The following is a 14,434-nucleotide window of genomic DNA, read 5'->3' on the forward strand; positions in this document are numbered from 1 at the left end:
CATGGGCCACATCATCAAGACCAAGGCGGGCACCTACCGGGCGAACTGGCGCGACCAGACTGACCGGCAACGCTCGAAGACCTTCGCCACCAAGCGGGAGGCGGCGGCCTTCCTCGCCGAGATCAACAGCTCGCTCAACAGAGGAAGCTACGTCGATCCACATGCGGGCAAGACCAAGCTCGGCCCCTACGCGGAGAACTGGCTGAAGTCGCGGAACCACGAGCTGGCCACGGCCGCCCGTGATAAGTCGATCATGCGGAACCACGTCCTGGCACGCTGGCAGGACATCCCGCTCGGCAAGATCGACCACTCGGCCGTACAGGCGTGGATCACCGACCTCGGCAAGCGGCTCTCCCCGGCCAGCGTGATCGAGTGCAACCGCCTGCTCTCCGGCGTGCTGCGCTCGGCTGTACGAGACCGGCTCATCGGCGCCAACCCCTGCGAGGGAGTACGGCTACCCCGGCGTCGACGCCAGGACGACGATGACCGGATCATCACCCGCGAGGAGTTCACCACGCTTCTCCGGCACGTCCCCGACCGGTACCGCGCGGTGGTCGCCCTGGCGGCCGGTGCCGGACTGCGGTGGGGTGAGTGCGCCGGTCTGCGGTGGGACGCCGTCGACCTCGACGCCGGAACGCTGCGGGTGCTCCGGGTCGCCGTGGAGATCAACGGGCACATCACGATCAAGCCCTATCCGAAGTCCAGGGCCGGGCGCCGGGAGGTCCCGCTTCCCGGGTTCACGGTCGACCTCCTCACCCAGCACCGGACCGCTTTCCCCGCGGGACCGCTCGGCGAGGTCTTCACGGTCCGTAGCGGCAACCTGATGAGCCGGCACACCTTCCGCGCCCGCGTCTGGCGGCCGTCCCTCGTCCGGGCCGGTCTGCTCGGGTCGGTCTCCAACCTCGGGGACGGCTTCCTCGGCACCTGGACCGACAAGAGCGGCTCCGAACGGCGCAAGCGGTTCGCGACCCGGGAAGAGGCCGTCTCCCATCTCGCCCAGCACGCGGGTGAGAGTTTGAGGTTCCACGACCTACGGCACTGCTACGCCACCTGGCTCGTCTCCGAGGGCGTCCCCGTCAACGACGTGGCCGGGCTCATCGGGCACGAGCAGATCTCGACCACGCTCAACCGCTACACGCACGCCTCACGCGACCGCAACAACAGGGCCCGCGCGGTGTTCGCTGACTTTTCGCTGACTCCGGTCCGCGAGAGTCCTGCGGAGGCCGTACGTCCCTCCCCGGAGGATGAAGCGGCCTCATAGCCACTAAGCAGCAAAAAGGCCCGGTTCCATGATCTGGAATCGGGCCTTTCGTCCTGTGGAGATGAGGGGATTCGAACCCCTGACCCCTTCGATGCGAACGAAGTGCGCTACCGGACTGCGCTACATCCCCAAGACGTGGACTAGGTTAGCAAACTTCCGGGGGCGCTCGCGCCATCCGGGCGCCGGTCAGTCGCCGACCGCGCGCCGTCCCGACTCGGCGTACTGGTCGAAGATCTCGTCGCGGTGCGCGTCCAGGTCGATGATCTCGGCCACCGGCCGCTGGGTCTCCAGCAGGGCGGCGCGGCGGCGGGCGCGTCTGGCACGTTCCGCGCGGGCCTGGACGGCGGCTCTGCGCCGCTCGGCGTCGATCTGGACCGTGGCCCGCAAGATGCCGAGATAGGCGCCCAGCAGCACCACCGAGGGCGCCACGCCCCACCAGGGGATGACCTTGACGGCGGCCGTCACCACGGAGGTGATCAGGAGCAGCACGCACCAGAGCGTCAGGCGCCTGCGCTTGGCCACGTGCTTGGCCCGGCGGCGGCCCTCGGCGCGGCGGCGCTCGGCCTCCGCCCTGGTCATGGACGGCCGGACAGGCCCCGGACCGGCGGGTGCGTCCCCGGTGCCGGGCTCGCCCCCGGACACGGTCCCGGCCGTCCCGGACGGCACCTCGGAGGCCCCGAAAGCCCCGGTGTCCGGGGAGGTCTCCCTGGCGCCGGGCTCGGAGACCTCGTCACCGGATCGCTCGGACGAGGAGAGCGAGGGCGAGGAGAGCGAGGACGGGGACACGGGCAGCGGCTCGGCCAGCGTGTCGGCGGAATCCTCCTCGGCCCCCTGCTCCTCGTACGCGTACGGGCTGGCGTCCTTGTCCAGGTCGGCGTAGGTGTTACGGTCGCGGCGCAGCCACATGGGCACGAGGACGCACAACCACATGACGACGATGGCCAGGTACAGGAAGACGCTCATGGCCGCCTCCGAGCAGCGTGAAGACGCGCGTGCTCCGACGGCGTCCTCGATCTGCTCATGTCACGCACCGTAAGACCGCGTGTCACTATTTGACGAGCATTCGATGCGGTGTGTCGCGAGTTCTTCAAACCTCTTCATGTGGGCCGCCCCCGTGCGCGGCCGCCTCCCGGGCCCGTCGCCAGCGCGCCACCAGCCCTCTGGGCGCGTCCTCGACGGTGAGCGCGTAGCAGATGTGATCGCGCCAGGCGCCGTCGATGTGCAGGTGCCTGCGCCTGACGCCCTCCTCCCGGAAGCCGAGCTTCTCGACCACCCTGCGGCTGGCCTGGTTCTCCGGCCGGATGTTGGCCTCGACGCGGTGCAGGCCGGTGGTGAAGAAGCAGTGGTCGACCGCCAGGGCGACGGCGGTTGGGGTGATGCCGCGCCCGGCCAGCGCGCCGTCGATCCAGTAGCCGATCTGCGCGGACCTGGCCGACCCCCAGACGATGGCGCCCACGGTGAGCTGCCCGGCGAAGGCTCCCTCGTAGGTGACGACCCAGGGCAGGGCGAGCCCCTGCCTGGCCTCCCTGCGGAGCGTTCCGGCCATCGAGACGTACGGGCCCAGGCCGGTCTTGAACAGGGGCGTCTCGGGATTGGTCGGCTCCCAGGGGCGCAGCCAGTCCGCGTTGCGAAGCCGCGACTCCCGCCAGACGCGCACGTCCCGCAGCCGCAGCGGCCGAAGTCCCACCGGACCCTCGGTCAGGGTCACCGGCCAGCCACGAAGTCGATCCACGCCCTCCATCATCCCCCCAAGGTGACCCGCCGTGCCATGGAAGCGGGGCGCCCGGATCAGCGGGAATGGTCTCCCCCGCGGATCTGGTCCACGGCGTGCTCCAGGACGGGCCCGAGCACGGCCATGCCGTCGCGTACGCCCCCGGAGGATCCCGGCAGGTTGACGATCAGCGTGTTCCCGGCCTGGCCGGCGAGCCCGCGGGACAGGATCGAGGTCGGCACCCTGTCCCGGTTGACCTGCCGGACGGCCTCGGCGATGCCCGGGATCTCCTTGTCGATCACTCGCCGGGTCATCTCGGGGGTGAGGTCGGCCGGGGTCAGCCCGGTGCCGCCGGTGGTGACGATCACGTCGTACTCCTCGGCCACCCCGGTCCGCAGCGCCGCCTCGACCGGCTCGCCGTCGGGGACGACGCGGGGGCCGTCCACGTCGCATCCGGCCGCGGTGAGCAGCTCGGCGAGCAGCCTGCCCGAGGTGTCCTCGTACGTCCCGGCGGCGGCCCGGTTGGACGCGGTGATCACCAGAGCTCTCATCGAACACCTCCGTGCTGGAGATCCCCGGCTCCCGGGTCCCGGGCGGGGAGCGGTCGGACGGCCATCATCCCAGCCCCTCCGGCCCCGGTCCGCGCGGGCCCGCTTGGGTCCACCCGGGAGTCGTCGTCCCGGCCCGCGCGCCACGAAGACCTCAGGGGCGGGTCCACGTCCCGGTCTTGCCGCCGGTCTTCTCCTCGACGCGGACGTCGGTGATCACGGCCGCCGGGTCCACCGCCTTGACCATGTCGATCAGTGCCAGGGCCGCGACCGAGACCGCGGTGAGCGCCTCCATCTCCACCCCGGTGCGGTCGGCCGTCCTGACCCGGGCGGTGATCTCCACGCCCTCGTCGGCCACGGCCAGCTCGACCTCGACCCCGTGCAGCGCGATGGGGTGGCAGAGCGGGATCAGATCGGGGGTGCGCTTGGCGCCCATGATGCCGGCGATCCGCGCGGTCCCGATCGCGTCCCCCTTGGGGACCTCCCCCGACCGCAGCAGGGCCACGGCCCGGGCGTCGAGCAGCACCCTGCCGGTGGCGGTCGCCGTGCGGACGGAGACGTCCTTGGCGGAGACGTCCACCATCCGGGCGGCGCCGGTCTCGTCGAGGTGGGTGAATCCGGCCATGTCGGTGTCCTCTCCGGTTCCGTTCACAAGGAAATGATCTTCACGTCGTCGTCCCCGTTCCCGCTCCCATGGGGACGCCTCACAGGGGCGTCCCCGTTCCCGCTCGCACGAGGAGACCTCACAGGGGGATGACCTCCACGTCCGCGCCCTCACCGAGCTCGGTGACGGACTCGGGGACCACGATCAGCGCGTTGGCCGAGGCCAGGGCGGCGAGCTGGTGGGAGCCCTGCCTCAGCACCGGCGCGACCGTGCCGTCCGGGCCGAGCACGCCCCGCAGGAACGAGCGCTTGCCGTCGGGCGAGCGCAGCGCGGCCGTGGTGACCATCCGCACGGTCGGCGTGGGCCCGGCGGGCAGGCCGCGCATCTTCCGCAGCGCGGGCCGGACGAACAGCATGAACGACACGAACGACGACACCGGGTTGCCGGGCAGCGCGAAGATCGGGACGTCGTCCTCGCCGACCACGCCGAACCCCTGGGGCATGCCCGGCTGCATGGCCACCCGGTCGAAGCGGACCGTGCCGAGCGGGCCCAGCGCCTCCTTGACGGGCTCGTACGCGCCCATCGAGACACCGCCGCTGGTGATCACGAGGTCGGCGCGCAGGAGCTGGGCGTCGAGCTGGTCGAGGAAACGGGAGGCGTCGTCGGTGACGATCCCGGCCCGGTACCCGTCCCCGCCCGCCTCGCGGACGGCGGCGATCAGGGTGTAGCTGTTGGACTCCCAGATCTGGCCGGGTCCCAGGGGCAGCCCCGGCTCGACCAGCTCGGCCCCGGTGGAGATCACGACGACCCTCGGCCGGGGCCGTACCAGCACCCGGCGGCGGCCGACCCCGGCCAGCACGCCGAGCTGGGCCGGTCCGATCGAGGTGCCCGCGGGCAGCACGACGTCACCGGCGCGCACGTCCTCCCCGGACCGGCGGACGGCGTTCCCCGGCCGCGCCGGGCGGTCGATCGCCACCCGGACCGTGCCGCCGTCGGTCCACTCGACCGGGACCACCGCGTCGGCCCCGGCGGGCATCGGGGCACCCGTCATGATCCGCGTCACCATGCCGGGGCCGATGGCCTGCAGGCGGCCGTCGCCGGCGGCGATGTCGTCGATCACCGGGAGCGTCACCGGGGCGTCCGCGACGTCCTCGGCCCGTACGGCGTAGCCGTCCATGGCGGAGTTGTCGAAGGGCGGCAGCGGGACCGGGGAGGTGACCTCCTCGGCCAGCGTGGTGCCCAGCGCCCGCTCCAGCTCCACCTCCAGCGGGGCCAGGACCCGCACGGTGTTCAGGATGTCGGAAAGATGGTCGTCGACCGACCTCATGGAGCTCATCGCGAGGCCAGGAACTCCTTGAGCCAGGGCAGGAACTCCGGTGCCAGGTCGGGCCGGTCGGCGGCGAACTGCACCACCGTGCGCAGGTAGTCGATCTTGTTGCCGGTGTCGTAGCGGCGGCCGCGGAACAGCACGCCGTGCACCGGCCCGCCCTGGTCGCTGCCGCGTGAGGCCAGGGTGCGCAGGGCGTCGGTGAGCTGGATCTCGTCGCCGCGTCCCGGCGGGGTGTTCTCCAGCACCTCGAACACGGCCGGGTCGATCACGTACCGGCCGATGATCGCCCAGTTGGACGGGGCCTCGTCGGCGGGCGGCTTCTCCACCAGGTCGGTCACCCTGACCACGTCGTCCTCGCCGGTGGGCTCGATGGCGGCGCACCCGTACAGGGAGACCTGCTCGGCGGGGACCTCCATCAGCGCGATCACGCTGCCGCCGTGCGTGCCGCGTACCTCGATCATGCGCTTGAGGAGCTCGTCGCGGTGGTCGATGAGGTCGTCGCCGAGCAGGCAGGCGAAGGGGTGGTTGCCCACGTGCTGCTTGGCGCACAGGACCGCGTGTCCCAGGCCGCGCGGCTGGCCCTGCCTGACGTAGTGCAGGGTGGCCAGGTCGGCGGGCTCGCGAACCTGGGAGAGGCGCTCGTCGTCGCCCTTGGCCTCCAGGGCCTCCTCCAGCTCGATGGCCCGGTCGAAGTGGTCCTCGATGGAGCGCTTGGTCTTGCCCGTGACCATGAGGAGGTCGAGCAGACCGGCGGAGACCGCCTCCTCGACGACATACTGGATCGCGGGCTTGTCGACGATGGGCAGCATCTCCTTGGGCGTCGCCTTGGTCGCCGGGAGAAAACGGGTGCCCAGGCCCGCAGCGGGAACTACGGCTTTCGTCACAGCTTCGAAGTCGGCCATACCGAAACCTTAGTGGAGGGATCTGTGGACAAGCTGAAGCTGCGTTCCACGATCGAGGCCGCGCGGGCCTCGATCCCCGGCGAGCGGCGGCACGCGGCTTCCGTCCAGATCAGGGAATCCCTGCTGGACCGGCCCTGGGTGCAGATGGCCGGGCTGGTCGCGTGCTACTGGTCGATCGGCACCGAGCCGGCCACCCACGGGCTGGTCTTCGCCCTGTGGAAGCACGGCGCGACCGTGATCCTGCCCGTGCTGCGCGAGGACGACGATCTCGACTGGGCCGTGTACGACGGCCCGGACACCCTCGCCCCCGGGCGGTTCGGCCTCATGGAACCGGTCGACACCCGGCGTGGCGTCGACGCGATCAGGACGGCGGCGCTGGTGATCGTGCCCGCGCTGGCGGTGGACGCCTCCACCGGGGTGCGGCTCGGCCGGGGCGGCGGCTCCTACGACCGGGCGCTGGCCAGGGTCGGCCCGAACGTGCCGACGGTGGCGCTGCTGCACGAGGGCGAGCTGCTCGACGGCGTGCCCGCCGAGCCGCACGACCGGGCGGTCCGCTACGCCGCGACACCGGACGGGATCGTCAGGATCGCCGCGGACGGGTGAGATCCGTCCCGGCACGGACGGACCGGTGGAACGGACGGACCGGTGGAGTGGCCGGGGCGGCCCGCGCAGGTGAGACCCCGTCGCGGCCGGACCGGACCGGACGGGGCGCGGGGCGTCCGGGTCGCGACGGGGAGCGCGTGTCCACGGTGCATGACGGCGACTCGGAATGCGACACAATGGTCCCCGGAGTCGGAGAGGGGGCCAGATGGGACTGGACGTCTGGCTGCTTCTCGGTGCCGGGATCGTCATCGCGGCCATCGTCGCCGTGCGTGTCGCCCATCGCAGCGGACTGCCCAGCCTCCTGATCTTCCTCGGCTTCGGCCTGCTCATCGGCGAGTCCGGGTTCGGGCTGCAGTTCGAGGATCCGCAGCTCGCCCAGCAGATAGGCCTGATCGCGCTGGCGATCATCCTGGCCGAGGGCGGCCTGACCACGAGCTGGAACCACGTCAGGAACGCCATCCCCACCGCGCTGGTGCTCGCCACCGTGGGCGTGGGGGTGAGCATCGTGGCCGTCGCGGCCCCGGTGCACCTGATCCTCGGCATGGACTGGCGGACCGCGCTGCTGCTGGGCGCCATCCTCGCCTCCACCGACGCCGCCGCGGTGTTCTCGGTCCTGCGGCGCCTGCCGCTGCCCTCGCGCCTGGCGGGCATCCTGGAGGCCGAGTCCGGGTTCAACGACGCCCCCACGGTCATCGCGGTCATGCTGCTGAGCGCCGCCACCTCGCCCAGTCTCGGGGTCGCCCTGTTCGAGGTGGTCTTCGAGCTGGTGGTGGGTGCGGCCGTCGGCCTGGCGGTCGCCCCGCTCGGCACGTACGCGCTGCGCCGCATCGCGCTGCCGGTCTCGGGCCTGTACCCGATCGCGGTGCTCGCGCTCGCGTTCGTCGCCTACGCCGGGGCGATGCTGCTGCACGGCAGCGGTTTCCTCGCGGTCTACCTCGCCGCGCTGGTCATGGGCAACTCCCGGATGCCGCACCGCGCGGCCTCGCGGGGGTTCGCCGAGGGCGTGGCCTGGCTGGCCCAGATCGGCCTGTTCGTGATGCTGGGGATGCTGGCCAGCCCGTCGGAGATGCCGTCCGCCATCGTTCCCGGCCTGGTGGCCGGGTTCATCCTGGTCGCGGTGGCCCGGCCCGCGTCAATCATCGTCTCGGCGCTGCTGGTCCGGCTGCTGCGCGTGGACCGGCTGAACTGGCGCGAGCAGGCGTTCCTGTCCTGGGCCGGGCTGCGCGGCGCGGTCCCCATCGTGCTCGCGACCATCCCGTGGGCGGCCACCTCGATGGACGACGGCACGGCCAGGTTCGTGTTCAACGAGGTCTTCGTGATCGTCGTCGTGTACACCCTGCTGCAGGGGCCGACGCTGCCGTTCGTGGCGAAGCTGCTGGGCCTGACCACCCCGGCCGAGGCGCGCGACCTGGAGGTCGAGTCGGCCCCGCTGGAGGAGCTCAACGCCGACCTGCTCCAGGTACGGGTGCCGCCGACGTCCAAGCTGCACGGGGTGGAGATCTTCGAGCTGCGGCTGCCCTCGGACGCGCAGGTCACCCTGATCGTCAGGGACGGCCGGACGTTCGTCCCGGCCGACTCCACCAGGATCCGGGTGGACGACCAGCTCCTGGTGGTGACCACGGCCGCCTGCCGCACCACGGTCGAGCGCCGGATGCGGGCGATCAGCCGCAAGGGCAAGCTCGCGGGCTGGTACGGCGAGCAGGGCACCTGACCGAAACCCCGCCGTACGGGCCGATGCGGGACGTGTCGTAGATCTTCCCCCGTGGCCGCCGGGGCACCTGACGGGAATCTCCCTATGGAATGCGAGAACTCCGACTCGCGTTTATGCTTGTCGGCTGCGTACCATTAGCAGTCGCGCCACCAGAGTGCCAATCGGCGCGGACCACTACGAGGAGGAGCGCGTGCCCACCTACCAGTACGCTTGCAACGCCTGTGACCACCAGTTCGAGATCGTCCAGAAGTTCTCCGACGACGCGCTCACCGAGTGCCCGAGCTGCGCGGGCAACCTGCGCAAGGTGTTCTCCGCGGTCGGCATCGTCTTCAAGGGCTCGGGCTTCTACCGGACCGACAGCAGGTCGTCCTCGTCCAGCACGGTGACCTCCGCGAACGGCTCGTCCGGCTCCTCGGACTCCTCCAAGTCGTCGGACTCGTCGGGTTCCTCGAGCTCCACCGACTCCAAGGGCTCTGCCGACTCCAAGGGTTCCTCGGGTTCCTCGGACGCCAAGCCGTCGAAGGCCACGAGCACCCCGGCCGCCGCCGCCTCCTGAGCCCCGCGCGTCCCGCCCCGCCGACCGGCCGTCACCGGATCCGGTAGGTACGGTACGACGGCCCGGTGGCCTGCCGTACGATCCGGTGACACGGTGACCGGTCTCACGGCCCGGTGACACGGCGGCCGGTCCCTCGGTTCAACGGCCCGGCGGCCGGTCCGCGGCCGAGCCGAGCAGCTCGCGGGGAAGCCTGTCCAGCAGCTCGCGCAGGCGCGGGTGCTCGGCCGGGTTCCAGTCGTCGACCAGCCGGGCGAGCCCGTCGCGGGCCTCCTGCACCAGGCGGCCCGCCGTCCGCTCGCCCTCGTCGGTGAGCTCCAGGACCTTCCCGTCGCCGGACCTGCGGACCAGGCCGCGCTCGACGAGCGCGTCCGCGTACGGCCGGCCCTCCTCGACCGTGACCCCCGCCCGCGTGGCCAGGTCCGCACCGGCCTGGGGTCCGCACGAGGCCAGCCGGGTGACCAGCCAGACCGACCCCGGCGATACGTCCATCCCGGTCGCCTCGCCCAGGCGGCGGTAGTAGTCGGCGCGCATGTCCGCGTCCGCCAGCCGCCACAGCCCCCGCTCGACCTCGCCCAGCGAGGACCGCTCGACCGGTACCGCCCCGTAGCAGTCGCCGGGATCGGTCACCTTCGTCGTCTCCCGCAGCGGCGTCTCGGGCAGCAGCCAGGCCACCGCGAACGCCACCAGCGCCATGGGCACGCTGTACAGGAAGACCTGGGCGATCGCGCCGGAGTAGGCGTCCAGGAACGCGGTGGCGGTCTCGGGAGGCAGCCGCCGTACGGCCGTCGGATCGGCCTGGACGGTCTCCGCAAGCCCCGGCGGCAGGCCGGCCGTCCGCGAGAGGCGTTCCAGCGAGTTCCCCAGACCGGAGCTGAAGATCGCACCGGCCACCGCGACGCCGAACGAGCCGCCGATCGTCCGGAAGAAGGTCGCCCCCGACGTGGCCACCCCCAGGTCCTCGAAGCCGACCGCGTTCTGCACGGCGAGGACCAGCACCTGCATCACCAGCCCGAGGCCGACCCCCAGCACGAGCAGCGACAGGCTCAGCTGCAGGGCGGAGATGTCCGGGTTCACGTACGAGAGCAGGTAGAGCCCGACGGCGGTGATCGCGCCCCCGGCGATCGGGAAGGCCCGATACCGCCCGGTACGGCTGATGACCATCCCTCCGGTGATCGAGGTGACCAGCAGGCCGGCCATCATCGGCAGCAGGTGCAGGCCCGAGGTGGTGGCCGACACCCCCTGCACGACCTGGAGGAAGAGCGGCATGTAGGTGAGCGGGCCGAACATCGCGAACCCCACCAGGAAGCCGATCAGCGACGCCACGTTGAAGGTCCGGATCCGGAACAGCCTCGGCGGCATCACCGGCTCCGGAGCCCGATGCTCGGCCCGCCACCAGAGCGTCAGCAGCACCACGGCGGCCACGGCCGGGCCGAGGATCGCGGGATGGCCCCAGGGATAGGTGGTGCCGCCCCAGGTGGTCACCAGGATCAGGCAGGCGGCGGCACCGCCCAGCAGGACGATCCCCAGGTAGTCGATGGTGTGCCGGGTCCGCTCCCCGCTCGGCGGCAGCGCCCTGGCCACGACCGCCAGGGCCACGGCCCCCAGGGGCAGGTTGACGTAGAACACCCACCGCCAGGACAGGTGGTCGACGAACAGGCCGCCGAGCAGCGGGCCGGCCACGCTGGAGACGGCGAAGACCGCCCCGAAGAACCCCTGGTACCTCCCGCGCTCGCGGGCCGGGACGACGTCGGCGACGATCGCCTGGGAGAGCACGATGAGCCCGCCGCCGCCCAGCCCCTGCAGGCCGCGGAACGCGATCAGCTCGCCCATGCCCCGCGCCTGGCCGCACAGCACCGACCCGATCAGGAAGACGACGATCGACGCCTGGAAGAGCCCCTTGCGGCCGTACTGGTCGCCGAGCTTGCCCCACAGCGGCGTCGAGACCGTCGAGGCCAGGATGTAGGCGGTCACCACCCATGACAGCTCCGCCAGCCCGCCCAGGTCGCCGACGATCGTGGGCAGCGCCGTGGAGACGATCGTCTGGTCCAGGGACGCCAGCAGCATGCCGAGCATGAGCGCGCCGATGACGAACCCCACGCTCCCCGCCCGCTCCGGGGTTCGCTCCCGGATCCCCTTCCGGGTCTGCTTCCCGGCTCGCTCCCGGGTCCCCTTCGGGATCTGCTCCCCGCCTCGCTCCCGGTCCTGCTCCCCGCCCCGCTTCCGGTCCTGCTTTCCGGCTCGCCTCCGAGGCCACCGTCGGGACCGCTGGACACCCATGGCGCGCCTCCGCCTCCGATCGGTTCCACCGATCCTACTCAGGGTGAGCAAGCGATCACTCGGTGGGTGCGGTCGTCCACAGGCGCGACCCGGGGCTCCTCGCGGGCCGTCCGGCCGCGCTAATCTCGGCGCCATGGTCAATCGCGCGGACATCGGGGTCATCGGCGGCTCGGGCTTCTACTCGTTGCTCGACGACGCCACCGAGATCGAGATCAGCACACCGTACGGCCCTCCGAGCGACGTGGTCACCGTCGGCCGCATCGGGTCGCGTTCGGTCGCCTTCGTCCCCCGGCACGGTCGCGACCACCGCTTCCCGCCGCACCGCATCCCTTACCGGGCGAACCTGTGGGCCCTGCGCTCCCTCGGGGTCCGCCAGGTGCTCGCGCCCAGCGCGGTCGGCTCCCTGCGCGCCGAGATCGGCCCCGGCGCCCTGGTCGTGCCCGACCAGCTCGTCGACCGCACCTCCGGGCGCGTGCAGACCTACTACGACGAGGGCGGCGTCGTGCACGTGGCCTTCGCCGACCCGTACTGCCCCGTCGGCCGCTCGGCGGCCGTCACCGTGGCCGGCGCCTCGGGGTGGGAGGTGTCCGACGGCGGCACCCTCGTGGTCATCGAGGGCCCGCGCTTCTCCACCCGCGCCGAGTCCCGCTGGTTCGGCGCCAACGGCTGGTCGATCGTCGGCATGACCGCCTTCCCCGAGGCCGTCCTCGCCCGCGAGCTGGCCCTGTGCTACACCTCCGTCTCCCTGGTCACCGACCACGACGCCGGGGTCGAGGCGGGTGAGGGCGTCACCCACGAGGAGGTCCTGGCCTTCTTCGGGACCAACGTCGCCCGCATGCGCTCCCTGATCGTCGACGTCGTCGCGGCCCTGCCCGACGAGCGCTCCTGCCCCTGCGGGAGTGCCCTGGACGGGTTGAAGCTGCCGTTCGAGCTTCCGGGCTGAGCCCGGGGGCTCCTCGGGCTGGACGGGTCGTCGCCGTTCGGAGGGACGGCCTGTCCCCCATTCCCACCGAAGGTGGTTCCCGGCCCTGGCGGGGTCGTCCCGCTCCTGCGTCCGCTGCGAGCACCGTCCCCGAAGCCGTCACGGCTCCCCGTGGGCTTTCGGTGGAGGTGGCCCCGGTCCTGCGGTGAGGTCGCCACCGTCTGACGTTGATCATTTCCACCCTCCGCCCCGAGTGGTGGCCCATTCCCCGTGGAGGTCGCCCCGCCTCGCAACGGGGCCGTCCCCTTCGAAAGTCGGTCATCCCCGTCCCCTCGCCCGAGGGGGCGGCTCGTCACGGGCACCGCGCCGCCCGGCTCTTCCCCTGGAGTCCGTCATGCGCGTCCTGCGCCGTCTGCTCGACCGTCGTCACCGCCTCGTCGCCACCGCCGTCGCCGCCCTGGCGATGGGCTGCGCCCTGCTGGCCCTGAGCCCCGACACGGCGTCGACGACCGTCCTCGTCGCCGCCAGGGACCTCCCCGGCGGCGCGCTGAAGGCGTCCGACCTGACCCCGGCGGCCCTGCGGCCCGACACCGTCCCCGACGGCGCCCTGAGGCCGGGCACGCCGTTCGCCGGGAGGATCCTGGCGGGTCCCGCCAGGCGCGGGGAGCCGCTGACCGACGTCCGTCTCCTCGGTCCCGGCCTGCTGGCCGCCCACGGCCCGGGAACGGTCGCCACCCCGGTACGCGTCGCCGACCCCGAGACCGCACGCCTGCTCTCCCCCGGTGACGTGGTCGACGTGCTCGCCGCCGCCTCGACCTGGGACGGCGCCGTCCCCGCGACGACCGTGGCCGAGGACGTCACAGTCCTGGCCACCCCGGCCGGCGACTCGAACGGGGGTGCGCTCGTCGTGCTGGCGACCACGTCGGAACAGGCGACCGGGCTGGCCTCTGCCCAGGCGGGCGGGCGGCTCTCGGTGACCATCGGCCCGCGCACCGGGTGATCCTCACCCGGGAGGCGCTTCGACGAGAGCGCGGCGACCTGAACCGGGGAAGAAAGGCCACCGCGCCCATTCAGGGGGTACCGCTCGCCTGAGGGCGGTCGGTCTCGGGCTCGCCCTCGGTGAGCATCCAGCGTCGAGCGATCGTCATCATCTCGGCCTCGCGCATCTGAACCTTCAACCCCTCGGCGGTGCGGTCGCAGAGCAGGAGCGGCTCGGGGGTGGGCCAGGTGGCGATGGCGTGGAAGAGACGGCTGCCGGTGCCGTAGAGCACGGCCCAGCCCGGCCAGGTGATCTGCAACATCGCCGCCTCGGCGCGGGCCTGGTGGTCCCAGGTGTAGTGAGGGACGGCACTGGCGGGCCGGCCGTCCCGGTGACGCCCCTGAGCGGAGGCCAGACGGCGGATCATGGGCTCACCTGCCCGGCGACCTGCTCCCGAGGCTCGTCGGCAGTCTGCTCCCGAACCTCCCCGGTGACCTGCCGAGCCTTCTCTGCGCTTTGCTGCTGAGCCTCTTCCTGCCGCTGGGCCTCCTCCGCGATGGCCTCCTGCCGCCCGGTCTCGGCGCGAAGAGCATCGAGGGTGTCGGCATCGACGGTCCGACCGGCTCCGGCGTCGAACGCGACCGGGGAGAAGGGCACCTCACGACTGGCCCACAGCCGTCCAGCATCGCTGAGGATCAGTCGCCACCCAGGAATGACGGACCCGACCTTGGCCGACGTGGACTTGTCCCCGGTCGCCACGGACTCGGCCCGCTCAGGACCAGCCAGTTCGGAGCCGGCCGACTCGGAACCAGAGGATTCGGGAGCCGGTTCGGGACTGACCGGTTCCGGACCGGTCGGTTCAACACCGGCAGGTGTGAGTGGGGTGGATTTATCATCGGTCATTGATTGGGCCTCCATCCGATCAAGGGCCCGTCCGGACGTTGGTAGCGGTGGACGGGCCCGCTTCATGGGGCAGGGAAGATCATGGAGGGGTATGCCGTATCGGCCCGGCAGCCGGTACGAGGACAGG

At 72.1% G+C, this 14,434-nt stretch carries 15 protein-coding genes and 1 tRNA gene; 6 read left to right on the forward strand and 10 right to left on the reverse strand.

What is annotated here, in order from left to right:
- Position 1 precedes the first annotated feature (1 nt).
- Positions 2 to 1,261 (forward strand): tyrosine-type recombinase/integrase, encoded by a 1,260-nt coding sequence (locus tag ABD832_RS24435; protein WP_344899321.1) that lies wholly within the window; start codon positions 2 to 4, stop codon positions 1,259 to 1,261.
- A 56-nt stretch (positions 1,262 to 1,317) separates the two neighbouring features.
- Here the strand turns inward: ABD832_RS24435 and ABD832_RS24440 are convergent.
- From ABD832_RS24440 to galU, 7 genes are all read right to left on the reverse strand, one after another.
- Positions 1,318 to 1,391: transfer RNA gene (locus tag ABD832_RS24440), tRNA-Ala, on the reverse strand.
- Positions 1,392 to 1,447: 56 nt separating this feature from the next.
- Positions 1,448 to 2,224: a divisome protein SepX/GlpR gene (sepX, locus tag ABD832_RS24445; protein ID WP_344899323.1), complete on the reverse strand. Its 777-nt coding sequence runs from the start codon at positions 2,222 to 2,224 to the stop codon at positions 1,448 to 1,450.
- 124 nt (positions 2,225 to 2,348) lie between these two features.
- Positions 2,349 to 3,002: a GNAT family N-acetyltransferase gene (locus tag ABD832_RS24450; protein WP_344900063.1), complete on the reverse strand. Its 654-nt coding sequence runs from the start codon at positions 3,000 to 3,002 to the stop codon at positions 2,349 to 2,351.
- Positions 3,003 to 3,049: 47 nt separating this feature from the next.
- Positions 3,050 to 3,523 carry a MogA/MoaB family molybdenum cofactor biosynthesis protein gene (locus tag ABD832_RS24455; RefSeq protein WP_344899325.1) on the reverse strand — a complete coding sequence of 158 codons (474 nt, stop codon included), beginning with the start codon at positions 3,521 to 3,523 and terminating at the stop codon, positions 3,050 to 3,052.
- 151 nt (positions 3,524 to 3,674) lie between these two features.
- Positions 3,675 to 4,145 (reverse strand): cyclic pyranopterin monophosphate synthase MoaC, encoded by a 471-nt coding sequence (gene moaC / locus ABD832_RS24460; RefSeq protein ID WP_344900065.1) that lies wholly within the window; start codon positions 4,143 to 4,145, stop codon positions 3,675 to 3,677.
- A 118-nt stretch (positions 4,146 to 4,263) separates the two neighbouring features.
- Positions 4,264 to 5,451 carry a molybdotransferase-like divisome protein Glp gene (glp, locus tag ABD832_RS24465; RefSeq protein WP_344900067.1) on the reverse strand — a complete coding sequence of 396 codons (1,188 nt, stop codon included), beginning with the start codon at positions 5,449 to 5,451 and terminating at the stop codon, positions 4,264 to 4,266.
- Positions 5,452 to 5,456: 5 nt separating this feature from the next.
- Entirely contained in the window at positions 5,457 to 6,356 is a 900-nt protein-coding gene (galU, locus tag ABD832_RS24470) for a UTP--glucose-1-phosphate uridylyltransferase GalU (RefSeq protein WP_344899327.1), read from the reverse strand.
- Positions 6,357 to 6,380: 24 nt separating this feature from the next.
- Between galU and ABD832_RS24475 the strand changes: the two genes are divergently transcribed.
- From ABD832_RS24475 to ABD832_RS24485, 3 genes are all read left to right on the forward strand, one after another.
- A complete protein-coding gene (locus ABD832_RS24475) occupies positions 6,381 to 6,959 on the forward strand; it encodes a 5-formyltetrahydrofolate cyclo-ligase (RefSeq protein ID WP_344899329.1) in 579 nt (192 codons plus the stop codon).
- A 205-nt stretch (positions 6,960 to 7,164) separates the two neighbouring features.
- Positions 7,165 to 8,670 (forward strand): potassium/proton antiporter, encoded by a 1,506-nt coding sequence (locus ABD832_RS24480; protein ID WP_344899331.1) that lies wholly within the window; start codon positions 7,165 to 7,167, stop codon positions 8,668 to 8,670.
- A gap of 190 nt (positions 8,671 to 8,860) precedes the next feature.
- Complete coding sequence (locus ABD832_RS24485; RefSeq protein WP_344900069.1) at positions 8,861 to 9,226, forward strand: FmdB family zinc ribbon protein; 366 nt, start codon at positions 8,861 to 8,863, stop codon at positions 9,224 to 9,226.
- 138 nt (positions 9,227 to 9,364) lie between these two features.
- Here ABD832_RS24485 and ABD832_RS24490 read toward each other — a convergent pair whose 3' ends face one another.
- On the reverse strand, positions 9,365 to 11,323 hold the full coding sequence (locus ABD832_RS24490; protein ID WP_344899333.1) for an MFS transporter: 1,959 nt from the start codon (positions 11,321 to 11,323) through the stop codon (positions 9,365 to 9,367).
- Between the two features lie 313 nt (positions 11,324 to 11,636).
- Here ABD832_RS24490 and ABD832_RS24495 point away from each other — a divergent pair, with 313 nt between their 5' ends.
- Both ABD832_RS24495 and ABD832_RS24500 read left to right on the forward strand, forming a co-directional pair.
- Complete coding sequence (locus tag ABD832_RS24495) at positions 11,637 to 12,446, forward strand: S-methyl-5'-thioadenosine phosphorylase (RefSeq protein WP_344899335.1); 810 nt, start codon at positions 11,637 to 11,639, stop codon at positions 12,444 to 12,446.
- Positions 12,447 to 12,819: 373 nt separating this feature from the next.
- The gene (locus ABD832_RS24500; RefSeq protein ID WP_344899337.1) at positions 12,820 to 13,425 is read left to right on the forward strand and encodes a CpaB family protein; all 606 of its coding nucleotides are present in this window, start codon (positions 12,820 to 12,822) and stop codon (positions 13,423 to 13,425) included.
- Between the two features lie 70 nt (positions 13,426 to 13,495).
- On the opposite strand, the gene ABD832_RS24505 is transcribed toward ABD832_RS24500, so the two are convergent.
- Both ABD832_RS24505 and ABD832_RS24510 read right to left on the reverse strand, forming a co-directional pair.
- Positions 13,496 to 13,831 (reverse strand): hypothetical protein, encoded by a 336-nt coding sequence (locus ABD832_RS24505; protein WP_344899339.1) that lies wholly within the window; start codon positions 13,829 to 13,831, stop codon positions 13,496 to 13,498.
- Positions 13,828 to 14,307: a hypothetical protein gene (locus ABD832_RS24510; RefSeq protein WP_344899341.1), complete on the reverse strand. Its 480-nt coding sequence runs from the start codon at positions 14,305 to 14,307 to the stop codon at positions 13,828 to 13,830. Before ABD832_RS24510 ends, ABD832_RS24505 begins: the two co-directional genes overlap by 4 nt.
- Positions 14,308 to 14,434: the final 127 nt, after the last annotated feature.

Source organism: Streptosporangium longisporum (assembly GCF_039534895.1).
Lineage (GTDB): Bacteria > Actinomycetota > Actinomycetes > Streptosporangiales > Streptosporangiaceae > Streptosporangium > Streptosporangium longisporum.